The 15,693-nt window shown below is 70.4% G+C and carries 14 protein-coding genes; 4 read left to right on the top strand and 10 right to left on the bottom strand.

Annotation, left to right across the window (positions count from 1 at the left end; all coding sequences use genetic code 11):
- Position 1 precedes the first annotated feature (1 nt).
- Positions 2-1,234, bottom strand: coding sequence for a PP2C family protein-serine/threonine phosphatase (locus OO70_RS00665; protein ID WP_043662483.1), 1,233 nt, complete (start codon positions 1,232-1,234; stop codon positions 2-4).
- Between the two features lie 124 nt (positions 1,235-1,358).
- Between OO70_RS00665 and OO70_RS00660 the strand changes: the two genes are divergently transcribed.
- Together OO70_RS00660 and OO70_RS00655 are read left to right on the top strand one after the other, a co-directional pair.
- Positions 1,359-1,892, top strand: coding sequence for an AAA family ATPase (locus OO70_RS00660; RefSeq protein WP_043662482.1), 534 nt, complete (start codon positions 1,359-1,361; stop codon positions 1,890-1,892).
- A gap of 19 nt (positions 1,893-1,911) precedes the next feature.
- On the top strand, positions 1,912-2,775 hold the full coding sequence (locus OO70_RS00655; protein WP_043662481.1) for a fructosamine kinase family protein: 864 nt from the start codon (positions 1,912-1,914) through the stop codon (positions 2,773-2,775).
- Between the two features lie 384 nt (positions 2,776-3,159).
- Here the strand turns inward: OO70_RS00655 and OO70_RS00650 are convergent, their stop codons facing one another.
- The 4 genes from OO70_RS00650 to OO70_RS00635 form a co-directional block, all read right to left on the bottom strand.
- Positions 3,160-4,587 carry an alkaline phosphatase family protein gene (locus OO70_RS00650; RefSeq protein ID WP_043662480.1) on the bottom strand — a complete coding sequence of 476 codons (1,428 nt, stop codon included), beginning with the start codon at positions 4,585-4,587 and terminating at the stop codon, positions 3,160-3,162.
- 195 nt (positions 4,588-4,782) lie between these two features.
- Positions 4,783-5,697 (bottom strand): LysR family transcriptional regulator, encoded by a 915-nt coding sequence (locus OO70_RS00645; RefSeq protein WP_043662479.1) that lies wholly within the window; start codon positions 5,695-5,697, stop codon positions 4,783-4,785.
- The gene (locus tag OO70_RS00640; RefSeq protein WP_051740414.1) at positions 5,690-6,604 is read right to left on the bottom strand and encodes a DMT family transporter; all 915 of its coding nucleotides are present in this window, start codon (positions 6,602-6,604) and stop codon (positions 5,690-5,692) included. The genes OO70_RS00645 and OO70_RS00640 overlap by 8 nt, the downstream gene beginning before the upstream one ends.
- A gap of 57 nt (positions 6,605-6,661) precedes the next feature.
- A complete protein-coding gene (locus tag OO70_RS00635) occupies positions 6,662-7,888 on the bottom strand; it encodes a PP2C family protein-serine/threonine phosphatase (RefSeq protein ID WP_407702715.1) in 1,227 nt (408 codons plus the stop codon).
- Between the two features lie 186 nt (positions 7,889-8,074).
- Between OO70_RS00635 and OO70_RS00630 the strand changes: the two genes are divergently transcribed.
- Positions 8,075-8,428 (top strand): hypothetical protein, encoded by a 354-nt coding sequence (locus tag OO70_RS00630; protein ID WP_043662477.1) that lies wholly within the window; start codon positions 8,075-8,077, stop codon positions 8,426-8,428.
- A 536-nt stretch (positions 8,429-8,964) separates the two neighbouring features.
- Here the strand turns inward: OO70_RS00630 and OO70_RS00625 are convergent.
- The 3 genes from OO70_RS00625 to OO70_RS00615 form a co-directional block, all read right to left on the bottom strand.
- Complete coding sequence (locus OO70_RS00625; protein ID WP_324604822.1) at positions 8,965-11,097, bottom strand: RICIN domain-containing protein; 2,133 nt, start codon at positions 11,095-11,097, stop codon at positions 8,965-8,967.
- 162 nt (positions 11,098-11,259) lie between these two features.
- Positions 11,260-12,345, bottom strand: a complete 1,086-nt coding sequence (locus OO70_RS00620; RefSeq protein WP_234336651.1) for a substrate-binding domain-containing protein — start codon at positions 12,343-12,345, stop codon at positions 11,260-11,262.
- 108 nt (positions 12,346-12,453) lie between these two features.
- Entirely contained in the window at positions 12,454-13,338 is an 885-nt protein-coding gene (locus OO70_RS00615; RefSeq protein ID WP_043662474.1) for a LysR family transcriptional regulator, read from the bottom strand.
- A gap of 115 nt (positions 13,339-13,453) precedes the next feature.
- Here OO70_RS00615 and OO70_RS00610 point away from each other — a divergent pair, with 115 nt between their 5' ends.
- Complete coding sequence (locus OO70_RS00610) at positions 13,454-14,347, top strand: MBL fold metallo-hydrolase (RefSeq protein WP_043662472.1); 894 nt, start codon at positions 13,454-13,456, stop codon at positions 14,345-14,347.
- A gap of 41 nt (positions 14,348-14,388) precedes the next feature.
- Here the strand turns inward: OO70_RS00610 and OO70_RS00605 are convergent, their stop codons facing one another.
- A complete protein-coding gene (locus OO70_RS00605; RefSeq protein WP_043662470.1) occupies positions 14,389-14,982 on the bottom strand; it encodes a hypothetical protein in 594 nt (197 codons plus the stop codon).
- Positions 14,972-15,484: a SigE family RNA polymerase sigma factor gene (locus tag OO70_RS00600; protein ID WP_043662468.1), complete on the bottom strand. Its 513-nt coding sequence runs from the start codon at positions 15,482-15,484 to the stop codon at positions 14,972-14,974. The genes OO70_RS00605 and OO70_RS00600 overlap by 11 nt, the downstream gene beginning before the upstream one ends.
- Between the last annotated feature and the right edge of the window lie 209 nt (positions 15,485-15,693).

Here is a 15,693-nt window from a genome sequence, read left to right as displayed (position 1 = left end):
GTCAGAGCCGCACGATGATCAGGGCGGTGTCGTCGGTGGCGCCCCCGTGTGGAAGCAGTTCGAGGAGTACGGCGTCCGCGAGGGCTTCGGGGTCGGTGTTCCGGTGGCGGACCAGGGAGTCGGCGAGGCGGGCCAGGCCCTTGTCGATGTCCTCGCGGCGGCGTTCGATCAGGCCGTCGGTGTAGAGGACCAGGGTGGAGCCGCGGGAGAAAGTGGTGTGGGCCTGTGGTCTGGGCATCGGGTCGGGACGGGCGTCGAGCGGTGGGTCGGTGGCCCGGTCAAGGAACTCCACGCGGCCGTCGGGATGGACCAGGACGGGCGGTGGGTGTCCGGCGCTGCTGTAGGTGATGGTGTGGTGATCGAAGTCGACGAAGGTCGTGACCACGGTGGCGGATTCGGCGCCGTCGACGACGTTGGCGTAGCGGCCGAGGACGTCGAGGGCCTGGGCCGGGCCGTCCGCGACCCGGGAGGTGGCGCTCAGAGCGCTGCGCAGCTGGCCCATGACGCCGGCGGCGGCCAGGCCGTGGCCGACGATGTCGCCGACGGAGACGCCGATACGGTTGCCGCCGACCAGGTCGACGACGTCGTACCAGTCGCCGCACACGTTCAGGGAGCCGACCGCGGGCCGGTAGCGCACGGCGATCCGGTGGTGGCTCGCACCCTGGCGGCGGGTCGGCAGCATCGCGTCCTGGAGGGCCAGGGCGACCTCGCGCTCGCGGGCGTGGGCGCTGCGCAGGCGTTCGTTGACCTCCTGCAGTTCGCGGGCGCGGGTGTACAGCTCGGCCTCCAGGACCCGGGTGCGGCTACCGCCGGAGGTGCCGCGGGCCCGGATGAGTTCGGTGACCTCCTCGACCCGGTGGACGAGGAGCACGACCTTGCCGTCCTCGTCGAGCACGGGGGCGTTGACCGGGCTCCAGTAGCGCTCGTCCCACTTTCCGGGGCAGGTCGTCGACTCGACGTCGTAGCGCTGGAGGGCCATGGTGTCGCGTTCGCCCGTGGCCACGACGCGCCGGAGTGAGGTCTCCAGGTTGCGCATGCCGGTGGCGGCGTGGTCGTTCGGGTTGTCGGGGAAGACGTCGAAGAGGAAACGGCCGACGACCTGCTCGCGGGTGCGGCCGGACATACGCAGGAATTCCTCGTTGGCGTCCGCGTACACCAGGTCGGGTGTCAGCAGGGCCACCATGCCGGGCAGCCCCTGGAACACCGCCGCGTAGTCGATCGCCGTGTCCGTCATGGCCCTGCCACCAATCACCGCTATCACACCATTTTCCCACGATATAAGCAGACCGGGTGGGCCTCAGGAGGCACTTTGTGTTCCCCCGGTCACTCAGTGGCACCGGGTGGATAAGGTGCCCCGGGTGACAACGCCCTCCTCCCCCACCCGGCTGATCGTGCTGCGCGGCAACAGCGCCTCCGGCAAGAGCTCGGTGGCCACCGGTCTGCGTGAGCGGTACGGCCGCGGTATCGCGCTGGTCCGCCAGGACGTCCTGCGCCGCGAGGTGCTGCGCGAGCGCGACATCCCCGGCGGCGCGAACATCGGCCTGATCGACCTGACCGTCCGGCACGCGATGGCGCACGGCTTCCACACCGTGCTAGAAGGTCTCCTCTACGTCGCCCATTACGGCGAGATGCTGGCCGGTCTGCTCGCCGACTTCCCTGGCCGCACACACTGCTACTACCTCGACGTGCCGTTCGAGGAGACCCTGGCCCGGCACGCCACGAAGCCCATCGCGGACGAGGTTACGGAGGACCAACTCCGGGACTGGTACCGGCCGTTGGACGTGCTGCCCGGCGGTGTCGAGACCGTGGTCCCGGCGACGAGCCCGCTGGAGGAGACGGTCGAGCGTGTGCTGCGCGAGTCCGGCCTGTGTCCTTCGGTCAGGGCTCGTTGACCAGTCGTACGATGGTCCCGTGATCGAGAGCGAGACTCCGGGTGCGGCGGTGGCCCGGCTCACCGGGTGCGCGGTGACCGGTGAGCGTCCGCTGTCCGGGGCGGTCACCGAAGTCGCGCTCGACGGTGGGCAGTTGGTGATCGTCAAGGGCGATGCGGCGCCCGGCGCGGTGCGGGCCGAGGCGGCGGGGCTGCGCTGGCTGTCCGACGCCGGTACGGTCCGCGTACCCGCCGTGCGCGGGGTGGACGAACGCTGGCTGGTCACCGATCACGTCCGCACCGGCGCGCCGAGTGCGCGAGCGGCGGTGCGGTTCGGCCGTGACCTGGCCGCCCTCCACGCCTCCGGCGCACCGGCGTTCGGTGCTCCCCCGCCCGGCGGTCCCCCGGACGCGTACATCGGGCTCGCCCCGATGCGCAACGTGCCCGGCACCGACTGGCCCAACTGGTATGCCGACCAACGGGTGTTGCCGTATCTGCGCCGTGCGGTCGACGCGGGCACGGTGCGCGCCGACGAGGCGACGGTGGTGGAACAGGTCTGCGAGCGGCTGCCCGAACTGGCCGGGCCCGCCGAGCCACCCGCCCGGCTGCACGGCGATCTGTGGAACGGCAACGTGCTGTGGAGCACCGACGGACACGTGTGGCTCATCGACCCGGCCGCGCACGGCGGCCACCGGGAGACCGACCTGGCCATGCTGCACCTCTTCGGCTGCCCGCACCTGTCCGAGGTACTGGACGGCTACCGGGAGGCCGCACCGCTCGCCCCCGGCTGGGCCGACCGCATCGGGCTGCACCAGTTGTTTCCGCTGCTGGTGCACGTGGTGCTGTTCGGGCGTGGCTATGTCGAGCAGGCGTTGTCGGTGGCGCGGGCGGCCCTGGCCGAGTGACACCGGGCGAGGCCGCCCGTCACGACAGTCCAGGTCAGACGCTGCCGGCCCACGCGGTGCCGTTCGGCCGCGACCATGCCGAGCAGACACTGTCGGTGACGCGGGCCATCCTCGCCGAGTGGCACCGGGCGAGGCCGCCCGTCACCACGGTCCAGGTCGGATGCCGCCGGCCCACGTGGTGCCGTTCGGCCCGGCTTCGCCGAACAGACCATCTCAGCCGCGCGGACGGCCCCCGCCGAATGACATCGACCGGGGCTGCCTATCACGGCGGTCCCGGTCCGGCGCCGCTGGTACACATGGTGGTGTTCCGAGCGGACCATCTCGGCCGCGCAGGCGGCCCCGGCCGGATGACACCGGCCAGGGCCGCCCGTCACGACCGTCCGGTCAGACGTGCGGCCTACGGCCCCGCTCCTGGTGCGGGAACTTCTGGTCCGCGCCCGGCAGCGTGGGCTTCGGCAGCGTTGCCACTTCCTCCTTCGCCTTCTCCAGCTGCTGCGCCGTGTCGTCGGGCAGCCTGGGCGAGCGCGGGCGGGCGTCGCGGAAGCGGAACGCGGTGGTGAAGTCGCCGAAGGTCTCACGGCGCCAGTCGCTGACGTTCGGCTCCTCGACCCCGGTGAAGCGCTCCAGGAACTGCAGCGCCGAGGTGTGGTCGAAGGCCTCCGAGGCGACCCAACCGCCTACGGTCCAGGGCGAGATGATGATGGCGGGGACGCGGAAGCCGCCGCCGATCGGCAGGCCCTGAATGAACTCGTCCTTCGTGCCGGCGGGCGGGGTCGGCGGTACGACGTGGTCGAACAGGCCGTCGTTCTCGTCGTAGTTGAGGATGAACGCGGTCTTGCGCCACACCTTCGGGTTGGACGCGATCGCCTCGATCTTCGACGCCACGTAGTCGGCACCGGCGGCCGGGAGGTAGTCCGGGTGCTCCGACTGGTAGCTCGTGGGGCAGATCCACGACACCGTCGGCAGCCGGTCGTTGCGGGCGTCGTCCTCGAACGTGCCGTGCGGCTGCGGGCGTACGCCCCGCTCGTACAGGTCGGAGCCGGGCTGGGCGTTCTTGAACGAGGCGAACTGCTCCAGCATGTTGGTGCCGTAGTCGTCCTCCTCCTGGTACACCTTCCAGCTGACGCCGGCGTTCTGGAGGCGTTCCGCGTACGTCGTCCAGCGGTACGGCGTCGGTGCGACGTTGCTGATGATCGGGCCGCCCTGGGTGCCGCCCGGGTCGATCGAACCGGTCATCCACATCAGCCGGTTGGGCCAGGTCGGCCCGAAGACCGAACAGAAGTAGTTGTCGCAGATGGTGAAGGTCTCGGCGAGCGCGAACTGGAACGGGATGTCCTCGCGCGTGTAATAGCCCATGACGTAGGGGCCGTTGACGCCGTCGGCCTTGCGGTGGGCGGGCAGCCACTGATCCATCTTGCCGTTGTTCCAGGCCTGGTGCTGCACCGACCAGGCGTGGCTGGTGGACGGGATGGCCTGCGCGCTGGAGGTGTGGGTGTCGAGGTGGAACGGGAGGAGGTAGCCCTTCGGGTTCACGGCGTCCGGCTGGTAGAAGACGCTGCGCCCGGTGTCGAGTTTGCGTGCGTGCGGGTCGGCGAAGCCGCGGACTCCGGAGAGGGTGCCGAAGTAGTGGTCGAACGACCGGTTCTCCTGCATCAGCATGACGACGTGTTCGATGTCGCGCAGCGAGCCGTTCTTCGGCGGCTCGGCGGCGACGGCTTTCTGGACGCTCGGCGGGAGGAGGGAGAGTGCCGCGGCACCGCCCAGTGCGCCCGCGGCCGAACCCAGGAGTCTACGACGTGTCAACTCGGCCATGATTGCCCCTTCTTGAAGGCTCTTCGAGTGATCTCGTGGACCAGACCTCGGATCACTCTCCGCCCGTCCCGGTAGGGGGCGTCAGGGGCATGCGGTGAATTTGCGGCCAACGTGCGGAAAGGGGTTGGCCAAGCCGTGACCGGCAACAGCCGTGCGTTGCCGGGGTGTTGCCAAAGCTTGATCGCCGGATGGCTGTTACATGAGTCGCGCGGCGGCCGTCTCGTGCAGCAGGTCCAGCACGCCACGGAGATCCGGATGCCTGGCGGTGCCCGCCCGGCTGACGGTGAACACGGTGCGGGTCACGGGCTGCAGCAGGGGGTGCGGGCTGAGCGGCGCGGAGGTCTCCCCGAGGGCCATGCGAGGCACGAGCGCCGCGCCCGCACCGGCCCCGACCAGGGCGGTGAGCACGGCGAAGTCACTGCTGCGGGCGCGGATGTCGGGCACGAACCCGGCCGCGCCGCAGGCCCGTTGGATCATCTCGTAGCAGGAGGTCTCCTGGCCCGGGGTCAGCCACGGCAGATGCGCGAGCCGTGACAGATCGGCGGGCTGTCCGGCCGCGAGACCGAGTCGGTCCGCCTCGTCGGGGTGCAGGACGAGCAGCACCGGTTCCTCCAGGAGGACGGCCTGCTCGAAGGTGGCGGGGAAGCTGCGCGGCAGCACGGTGTAGCTGTGCACGAGCGCCAGATCCGTTTCCCGTTTGCGAAGTTCGTCGAGGGCGTCGTCCGGCTCGCGCACGAAGAGTCGTACCGAAAGATCGGGTGCGTCGGCGAGGCGCTGCCACAGGGGCGGAAGGAGGGTGCGGGCGGCGGAGGCGAAGGCGGTGACGCGCACGATGCCGCGCCGGCCGCTGCGCAGGGCGGCCAGGCCCGACTCCGCTGCGGCGAGTTCCGCCAGGATGATCTCGGCGTGAGCGACCAGGAGTTCACCGGCGACGGTCAGCCGCAGGGTGCGACCGTGTTTCTCCACGACCGGGGTGCCCGCCTCGCGTTCCAGGGCCGCAAGGTGCTGGGAGACGGCCGGTGCCGTCAGGTGCAGGGCCTCGGCGGTGGCGGCGACGGTTCCGTACGCGGCCAGGTGCTGAAGGATGCGCAGACGGCGGACGTCAAGCACGAACGGCTCCTTGCGGGAGGGGAGTTGGGCTTTCGGCGGGGTGGGCGGGCCGCCGGTTGATGAGGATCACGCCGATGATGCCGACCGCGCCGCCGACGAGCGCGAGGGGGTGGGGTGTCTCGCCGAGCCACAGGAAGGAGACGACGAGGGCGACCGGCGGTACGAGGTACAGAGCTGCGGTGGAGGTTGCCAGGGGCAGTCGGGCGACGGCGTAGGCCCAGATCACGAAGCCGAGTGCCGAGGGCAACAGGCCCAGATAGACCGCCGACAGCAGGGCGCCGGCCGGTGCGTCGGCGGCGGCCCGGCAGGCGGCGGGGAGCAGCGGCAGGGCGAAGAGGGTGCCCGCGGTCATGGCGTACGTGGCGACTTCGAGGCCGGTGTAGCGGCGCAGCAGTGGCTTGCTCGCGAAGTGGTAGACGCCCTGGACGACGGCGGCGGCGAGCACGACCAGCGCGGAGCCGGTAAATCCGCCGGTGCCTTCGGCGAGGCTGACGACGGCCGCGCCCGCCAGCGCGATCAGGCTGCCGACGACGGTGGTGCGGCGCAGCCGCTCGTGGAGGAACAGGGTGCCGAGGAGGACGCTGAAGACGGGGGCGATCGAGATCAGCAGGCTGGCGGTGCCCGCGTCGACGTGGACCTCGCCCCAGTTGAGGAGGAGTTGGTAGGCGGTCATGCCGGTGGCTCCGCACAGCGCGATCAGGGGCAGGTCGGCGCGCCGGGGCAACCGTACGTGCACCCAGGGAGCGACCAGGGCCAGCGCGACGGCCGCGATCACCAGGCGCAGGAACGACAGCGCCGCCACCCCCAGCCCGTCGAGGCCGACTCGGATGGCGGGGAACGCCGAGGCCCACAGCACGACCGTGCCGACCAGGGCGAGGAAACGGGGGGACGCGCTGCGCGGGACCATGCCTCCAGCCTGTTCCCCACCAACCGAAAGGTCCAGTTAGCTTTTACGACCGAACACTTAAGTCGCACTTCTGGGTCGCAGCCGCGCGGCGATCGCGGCCACGTCGTCCTCCGCGTCCTGCACATGGAGCCGCAGCACGATGTCGTCGAGGAGGCGGGAGACGCCCTGACCGGGATGCAGGCGGAGCCGGGCCAGGCGGGCGAGGGAGACGTCGATGTCCTCGCCGCGCCGCTCGACCAGCCCGTCCGTGAACATGACCAGGGTGTCCTCGGGGGTGAGGGTGAGCGTGGTCATCTCGTAGTCGGCGAAGCCGGTGCCGAGGGGTGGGCCGACGGGGACGGGGATCAGTTCGCCGGCGCCGTCGCGGTGGAAGACGGCGGGCGACAGATGGCCCGCGCTGGCGAACGCGGCCGTGCCCCGCTCCGGGTCCAGGAGGGCGAGCAGGCAGGTCGCCGGGCGGCGGTTGTGCTCCTCGGACATGGCCGTGTCCATCTGGCGCAGGATGCGGTGGGGCGGCAGGTCGGTGGAGGCGACGTAGCGCAGCATCGAGCGGTACGCGTTCATGTCGACCGCCGCGTCCAGGCCGTGCCCCATGACGTCGCCGATGACGAGGAGGGTGCGGCCGTAGTGCAGTCGTACGGCCTCGAACCAGTCGCCGCCGACGAGGGTGCCGCTGCCCGCGGGCAGGTAGCGGGTGGCCATCTCGACGTTGGGGTGGGGGCGGCTGGGCTCGGTGAGCAGGACCTGTTGCAGGTTCAGGGCGGTGGTGCGCAGGCGGTGGTGTTCGACGGCGTGGTGCAGGTGGGCCGCGGTGAGCCGGGCCGCGTAGTGCACGGCGGCGGCCTCGTCGTCACCGAACGACTGCCCGGCACGGATCGCGAGGAGCGCGCCGTAGGCCCTGCCCCAGGCCGTCAACGGCACGGACAGGGCGGCCAGTACGCCGTGGTCGTTCGTGGTGAACGACGTGGTGATCGGGTGGCCGGCGTCCAGGGCCCGGACCATGACGTCCTCACGTGGCGCGGTGCGCAGACTGTCCAGCAGTTCCTTGCGGCCCGCGGCCGCCATCGGGTGCAGCATGCCGTGCGGCGCCGGGCGCGCCTCGTCCTGCGCGAACAGGTCCACGGCCGCGGCGTCGCACAACTCGTCCACCAGGAACTTCGCGCACTCCGCCGCCGTCCTGCGCTCATCGAGCGTCGACCCGACGGCGGAGACGGCCCGCTGCGCGAGCGCGAACCGATCCGTCGAGCCCTTCTCGGACCCGGTAACCCCGTCGCCGTCCACCACGACCCCTTTCTGCCACCCCCATCCCAACACCCGCGCGGGCGTTCGGGCGGTAGCGACCCGTGGTGCGGTGCGATCGGATCGGGGCGAGGGGCTGATCACCGGGGACGAAACTCCGTGGCCGCGCTGTCCGGGCCGCCGCTATCGTCCCCTCCGACCCCTTGATCCCCGAAGCAGAGAGCACCTCCGATGACGAGCAAGCGACCGACCACCACCCTCTGGCGCCCCACCGGCCCCAAGGAGTTGGACCTGGTCAGGGCGCTCGACTGGCACGCCTGGCCGCCCCGGCTGCCCGAGCAGCCGATCTTCTACCCGGTCCTCAACGAGGACTACGCGATCAGAATCGCGCGGGACTGGAACGTCAAGCACGACGGCGCCGGTTTCGTGACGCGCTTCGAGATGGAGTCGGAGTTCCTGACCCGGTATCCCGTCCAGCAGGCGGGCGGCCGGACGATTCTGGAGCTGTGGGTGCCGGCCGAGGAGCTGGACGAGTTCAACGCCCACATCGTCGGCGAGATCCGCGTGGTGCACGAGTTCCGGTGACTCTCCGGGGCGAGGAGTCGGTTGTCGGGGTACGACGCCCCACCGGTCCAAAAACCTGAACCTGGTCGGGGGGTTCAACTGACGTGCCCGGCCACCCCAGTTGCCCGAGCGGGTGCCGGGCCAGGAACCCGACGCGCCCACTGCCCGCGCCGTCGCCCGGAGGCGGAGTTCCGGTGTGCCGTGGAAGCGATGGTTCCCGGACGGCGACTCCCGGCCACCGGACGTACGGGGCGCCGTACGACCACCGTCCCGAGCGGCGTACGAAAGTGTTTCGCCACCGAGGAATTTCCCGCGCCAGTCCTGGGTGTGAATTCCGCGTCAGTGTCCCGGTCAGCAGGCAGGCGACCCGCGGTGAAGCACTCCTCCAGCCTGGGAACACCGGTGCGGGAGACGATCCGACTCGTCGGTGAGGAGCGGGACGCGACAGTGCTGCGGCACCACGCGGTGCCGGTGAGCGTCGAGCGCGAGTAGCGGCAGGGAGAGCAACGAGAAGCGGCGCCACCGTGTCGGACGGTGGCGCCGCTTCTGTTCTCGGGCTAGCTGCGGGTCCATTGCTGGGTGGCGTTGCCCAGCCCGGTCCACAGTTCGACCTTCGAGCCGTTGGCCGTACCCCAGTTGGTCACGTCGATGACGAGGCCGTTGGAGCGGTTGACGATGGTGCCGTCCACGCGGAAGGCCCACTTCTGGCTGGTCTTTCCGTTGCAGGCCCACAGGATGAGCGTGGTGCCCGCGGTGGTGCCGTCACCGTTCGCCGCCAAGCAGCTGCCGTTGACGCGGAGTTCGCCGGCCGTGGTCTGCGTGATGGTCTGGTAGGCGTTGCCCGAGCAGTCGTAGATCTGGACCTGAACGCCCGTCGCACCGTTCGGGACGTCCAAGCACCGGCCGGAGTTCGTGCCCTTCAGGGTGAAGGTCGAGGCGGTGGGGAGCGGGTCCTGGACCAACTGCCAGTCCTGTGAGCCGTCGGTGGTGGCCGCCGCCACGGTGACGGAGCCGCCCGCGGTCGAACCGGTCATATAGAGGCCGGTGTTGAGGACCGAGCGGAGCTTGTAGTAGCCGCTGGTCGACGACGCGACCTCGGTCCACTGCTTGTCGGTGGCTCCGTCGTCGACCCACTGGGCCAGCTTCTGCCCGGCCGTCGCCGTGCCGGTCCAGATGGCGACCGAGCGGCCCCCGGCCTTGTTGAGCAGCGTGATGTTGCTGCCCTTGGCGGTCAGGTGCCAGCGCTGGGTGGTGGCCGCGGTGTCCGCCGCCAGGACGAGGTCGGGGGTGTTCCCGGTGAGGTTCGCGTCCTGGGTCTTGCCGGACGCGGTGCTCAGCACCTGTCCGGTGAGCCGGTTGACGAGGCTGTAGTAGGCGCCGTCGGAGCGGCCGAGGTCGACCTCGGCGTACTTCACGGGGCCGACGCTGGTGCCGCTCCAGGACGCCTGGAGGACGAGGACGCGTCCCGTGCCGTCGACGGACTGGAGCATGCGGCTGTACCCGGCCGCGATCGACGTCTTGTACTCCTTCCAGGTGCCGGTGCTGAGCCCGGACTCGTTCACCCAGACGTCGCCGCTGCCGGCCGCGTTGTAGACGATCCGGCCGTCCGGCAGCGGGAGCAGGACCGGGCTGCCGCCGGTGGACAGGGTGGCTCCGCCCGAGGGCACGGGCAGTGCGGTGATCGCGGCGTCCGTGGCCGAGAAGAACTTCGTCGGGTCGTCGGATATCCGGTAGCGGACGTTGGTGCCGCCGCCCCAGTACTCGTATGTCAGAAGCCACTTGCCGTCGGTCGTCGGGGCGATGGTCGTCATGCCGGGTCGGCCGCCGCCGATCTCCGTCTTGCCGTTGCCCATGCTCACCGTGGAGCCGGGGACGTCAACTACCGGAGAACTCCAGGCAGTTGTGCTGCCGCCGTCCCAGGTGCGGTGGAGGAGGACCTGGCCGCCGGAGTCCGTCGCCGTGTCGTTGTCCGGGTCGAGGGTCGGGGCACCGGTGGTGGTGTTGTAGCCGGTGTAGTCGTCCTCGTCGGAGTAGTAGGCGATCAACGTGCCGTTGTGCGCGAGGAGATGGGGTTCCCAGACGGGGTCGACCTGGGCGTAGGTGTTGGCGGTGGAGACCCGGCCGACGCTGCCCGCGCTGCCGCCCTGCCAGCCGCCGGCGGCGATGATGTTCAGGATGTTCCAGGTGGCGCCGTCGTCGGTGCTGGAGTAGAGGGCGAGCGCCACGTCCTTGCGGTCGCCGTCACTGGTGGGCGTCCAGCTGGAGTTGGCGGCCTTCTGCTCCTGGTAGTAGTAGTCGTCACCGGAGACGATGCTCGCCAGCAGCAGTGTGCCGGCGCTCAGGCTGCCGACGTTCTGCGGGAGCACATAGAGATACGGGTTGGTCCAATTGCTCGTGTATTTCGCGTACTTGGAGTCGCTGGAGAGATAGGCGGGCGCCTTGACGTCGGCGAGTTTCGCCCAAGTGGTGCCGCTGTCGTCGCTCTTGTACACGGGCAGTGTCTGGCCGACGGGAGCGGTCTGGTCGTTCTCGAAGGTGGCCACGATCCGGCCGTCCGGCAACTGGGCCGACTTCGGATAGAGAACACAAGGGCTCTTGCTGCACGCGGCGGTGTTGGTCGCCGTATACAGATTCGCGGGACTCGGCTGATAGGCCGACGCACTTGTCGCGGAGGCGATGGCGAATGCCACGCCTGTGCCGAAGGCTGTCGCCCACGCGAAAGCCTTTCGCACCCAGGATCTTGTCAACGGCTTTCCTTTCACCGGGAGGGGAGTCCGGGCAGGAAGCCAGTATTCGTATCGGGCGGGGCAATGTCACCGGCCCGTTTCGAAAGTGTTTCGCGTAATTCCGAGTTACGCGCTATTGACGCGGCGGCGCACAGACGTCGAAGTGCGCAGCACGAGTTGCGTGGCCAGCTCGATGCGCGGGGACACGGGCGGCCGGCCCTGGGCGAGTTCGAGGAGCACCCGGGTCGCCTCCCGCCCCAGTTCCTCGAAGGGCTGGCGTACGGCGCTCAGCGGCGGGCAGGCCATCGCCGCGACGAGGGTGTCGTCGAAGGACATGACCGCCAGGTCGTCCGGTACGGCGAGCCCATGCTGACGGGCCGCCTCCAGCACGCCGAGCGCCTGTGCGTCGCTGGCCGCGAAGACGGCCGTGGGCGGGTCGTCGGCCCGCAGGATCTGGGCGCCGGTGGCGAGCGCCTCGGCGTAGTCGAAGTCGGTCGAGCGGACGATCGCCGGATCGTAGGCGATCCCGGCCTCCTCCAGCGCGGCCCGGTAGCCGTGCACCCGTGCCGCCCCGGCCAGGGAGTGGGAGCGGCCCGCGACCATGCCGATCCTGGTGTGTCCGAGCTCCAGCAGGTGCTGTACGGCGTCGCGGGCGCCGCTCCAGTTCGTGACGCCGATGCTGGGGATGTCCTCGGAGGGTGCGCTGAGGGGGTCGATCAGGACGACCGGGAGCCGTTGCTCGACGATGCGGCGCTGGTCCTCCTCGGACAGCATCGAGATCACGATGACGATCCCGGCGGCGCCGAGCGCGACGCACTGCTCCAGCCAGCCGGAGATCGAGCGTCGGCTGGTCGTCCCGGTGACCACGTCGATACCGAGCGCGCCGGCCGCGTCCACGATGCCGCGGACCACTTCGAGGGTGTACGGCCCGGACAGGTCCCGGAACACGGCGATGATCTGCCGGGGTGTCGCGGGGTCGCGCTCCCAGGGCCGTACGAAGCCGTGCCGGGCGAGGAGTTCCTCGACGCGCTCGCGGGTCCGCGCGCCGACGTCCCGGCGCCGGTGCACCACCTTGGACACCGTGCTGAGCGAGACACCCGCCTCCGTGGCGATGCTCGTCAGGAGGCCGTACTGCGCCTCCAGTTGTCCCTTGCCGCGACCTGTCACCCGATGCCCGTTCCGCTCGCCGAACACCGATGCGCCGGACCGCATCGCGTACCTGGCCTGTAACTTTGGCGCAAGGTAACGGGGCGCGGGCCGCGGAGGCAAGACCGGTGCACGCCCTCTCACACGGTTCGACCTGCGGGGAACGCGCGGCCCTCATCCCACGCGAGTCGGATCAGCTGTGCGCTGCACGGTCTCGGCGATCCGCACGAAGGACCGGATCAGTGGAGTGGTGCCGTCGGCCCGCCAGGCGATGACGAACCTGCTCGGCGGCATGTCGGTCAACGGCACCACCGTCAGCCCCTCCGGCAGGGCGTGCCCGAGCGGCATCAGCCCCACGGTGCCGTTCCACAGGACGGATTGCAGGCACTCCCGAGCCGTCCGTACGACGAGCCTGTCACGGCGCCGGCCGTCTTCCACCGACCCCGTCCAGTAGGCCTGCCACACCGGGTCCGTGCCGTCCGGGAAGCGGAACCAGCGACGCTCGGCGAGGTCGGCCAGGCGCAGGCTCTCGCGGTGGGCGAGCGGGTCGTCCGTACGGAGGACCACGCCGACCCTTTCCAAGCGCAGGGTGCGGGTGGTGATGCCGGTGTCGTCGAAGGGTGCCCTGGTCAGCGCCACGTCGACGAGTCCGGACCGTAGTCCCGCGGTCGGATCGGTCAGGTCCGACTCGCGGATGAGGATGCGGGCGGCGGGGTGGTGCTCCCGATAGGCGGCGGCGAGCCGGGTGCCGAACTGCTCCGCGCTGTCGGCGAGGGTCCCCACGGTCAGGGTGACCGGTCCGGCCAGTTCGGTCACGTGGGCCCGCACCCGGTCGGCCTGAGCCAGCAGGGCGCACGCCTCCTCGTGGAGCAGAGCGCCGGCCGGGGTGAGCGCCACCCCCGTGGGCGAGCGGAGCAGGAGGACACAGCCGAGCTCGGTCTCCAGCTGTTTGATCGCGCGGCTCAGCGGCGGCTGGGTCATCCGCAGACGCGCGGCGGCCCGGCCGAAGTGGAGTTCCTCGGCGACCGCCACGAAGTAGCGCAGCGTGCGTAGCTCCATGACCGGTGATGATACCGAGGCGGTATCGGCCGTACAGGATCGGTCTTGGACACCGGTCGGGGACCGGCGGTGGAGTGGAGGGCGAACGAGATCGCCGTACCGCTGAGGAGTCACCATGGCCGACCGTGTGTCGCACGACCCCGTCGTGCACATCGCCGAAGTGCGGGAACTGGGGCGCGACTTGGTGGTCGTGCCCGACGGGCGGGTGCAGTTGGTGCCCAACATCGGTGTCATCGGCGGCCGGGACGCGGTGCTCGTCGTGGAGACGGGTCTGGGGCCGCGCAACGCCGAGAAGGTGCTGGAGTTCGCGTCCGAGTACGCCAGGGGACGCAGGCTGTATCTGACGACGACCCACTTCCACCCTGAACACGCCTTCGGGGCGCAGACGTTCGCGGGCGCGGCGACGTTCCTGGTGAACCGCGCGCAGGCCGAGGACCTGAAGGTGAAAGGCGCGGGCTATCTCGACATGTTCCGGGGGCTCGGCGAGCCGGTCGCCCGGCAGCTCGAAGGTGTCGTGCTGCCGGAGCCCGACCTCGTCTACGACGAGGCGTACGACCTCGAACTGGGCGGCCGGGTCGTGCAGTTGAGGGCCACGGGCCGGGCGCACACCAGGGGCGACCAGGTGATCCGGGTGCCGGACGCGGGTGTGCTGTTCACGGGGGATCTGGTGGAGGCGGGGCAGTTCGCCATCTTCCCGTGGTTCCCGCCCTACGACACCGATGTCTCCGGCACTCGCTGGCTGGCGGTCATGGAGCGGCTCGCGGGCGAGGGGGCACGGGTCGTGGTGCCCGGTCACGGGGCCGTGGGCGGACCGGAGTTGCTCGCCGACGTCCGCGACTATCTCCGGCTGTTGCGGGACGAGACGTGGGTCCGCCGCGACTCCGCGATGAGCGAGGAGACGATCGTCGAAGAGGTCAGGGCGCTCATGATCCAGCGGCACCCGGAGTGGACCGAGCGGGACTGGATCGACAAGGGGGTCGGGTGCCTGTGCGCCGAACACCCGGCGTAGGAAGGGGAATTGACCTCCCGAGGAGACAAGGGCGCACGCGGTCAGGAATCGTCGAGGCAGGACCACCTGGAAATTCTCATGGTGCGGAGATCGAGCTCGACCTCGATCGATTCCGGAGCGCTGTCGCTCGTCACGCGGGCGCGGACGGTGTCGGGTCCGGCGCTGCGGGGGTCGCCGACGGTGAAGGTGGTGGTGGGTTCCACCTGTCCGCACGTGGCCGCCAAGTCGTCGGCTCCGCCGCTTTCGAGAACGGCTTCTCGCTTCAGTGCCCTCTCTGTGAAGTGCGCGGTCATCAGCTTCCACAGCTTCGCTGTCGAGTCCCGCGTGGCGAAGGCGTCCGGCAGAGCCGAGTAATAGGCCCGCAGTTCCTCCTGTGCCGCCGACATCCGGGAAGCCTCTCCGTGGCGGGAGGGATTGTCCGCCGACAGGTCCGCGCCCATGGAATTCCAGTAGGCACCCGCGCCGAGCACCGACACGGCGATCGCGGCGCCGACCGCGGAACGGGTACGCCGTCGACGGCGTCGGACGCTTCGGCGGCGCAACTCCTGTGCGGACACCGGCCGTTCCACGCGGACACTCGCCAACTCGGCGATGCTCTCGGTGAGCCAGCCAGGACGCTCGTACTCATCCGACATGGTCCACCTCCTGTTCCGGCAGGGCGGCGAAGTGGCGGGCGAGTGACAGCCGCCCACGGACCAGCCACACCCTGATGCTGCCGGCCGGCCAGCCCGTCTCGGCGCTTATCTGCTCGACGCTGAGGTCGCACAGGTGGTGGAGGACGACGACACTTCTGTGCTTCTTCGGAAGGGTGCGGAGTGCCTCGACGAGGGCGACGCGCTCAGGGGACGGGCCTTCGGTGTGGCGCTGTTCGTGATGACGCTGCATGAGCTGCGCACCGCGCCGCAGCCGCCGGAAGCGGGATACGGCGAGCCGCCAGGCCGTGGTACGGATCCATGCCTCCTGGGAACCGTCGCTCGTGAATGCCCCCCGTCGACCCCAGGCCCGGATGAACGCCTCCTGCACGACGTCCTGGGCCTCCGCCAGATCTCCGGTCATCGCGTAGAGCTGCCGGACGAGCCTGGGATAGGCCTGTGCGTAGAACGCGTCGAACTCCTCTTCCGCCGTGCCTCTCGCCACTCTTCCGCCACTCTTCCGCCATTCGTATCCGTCCACTGAACGGCCGGGGGTCCTCTGTCACAGGGAGTACGCACGGGCGCCGATCCCCCGCTACAGCGATTCCCTGTGACCTGGATCACCGCGTCCGGGTGTCGCGTCCGGGCCCCCGCGCTGCGTAGTCCGGCTGTCCACGTCGCACCGACAGCAGAGGAACTCCCATGCGCCATGCC

The sequence above is a fragment of the Streptomyces xylophagus genome (assembly GCF_000716435.1).
Taxonomy (GTDB): Bacteria; Actinomycetota; Actinomycetes; order Streptomycetales; family Streptomycetaceae; genus Streptomyces; species Streptomyces xylophagus.
Note: the sequence above shows the minus strand (reverse complement) of the source record. Positions and strands in the feature narration are given on the sequence as shown.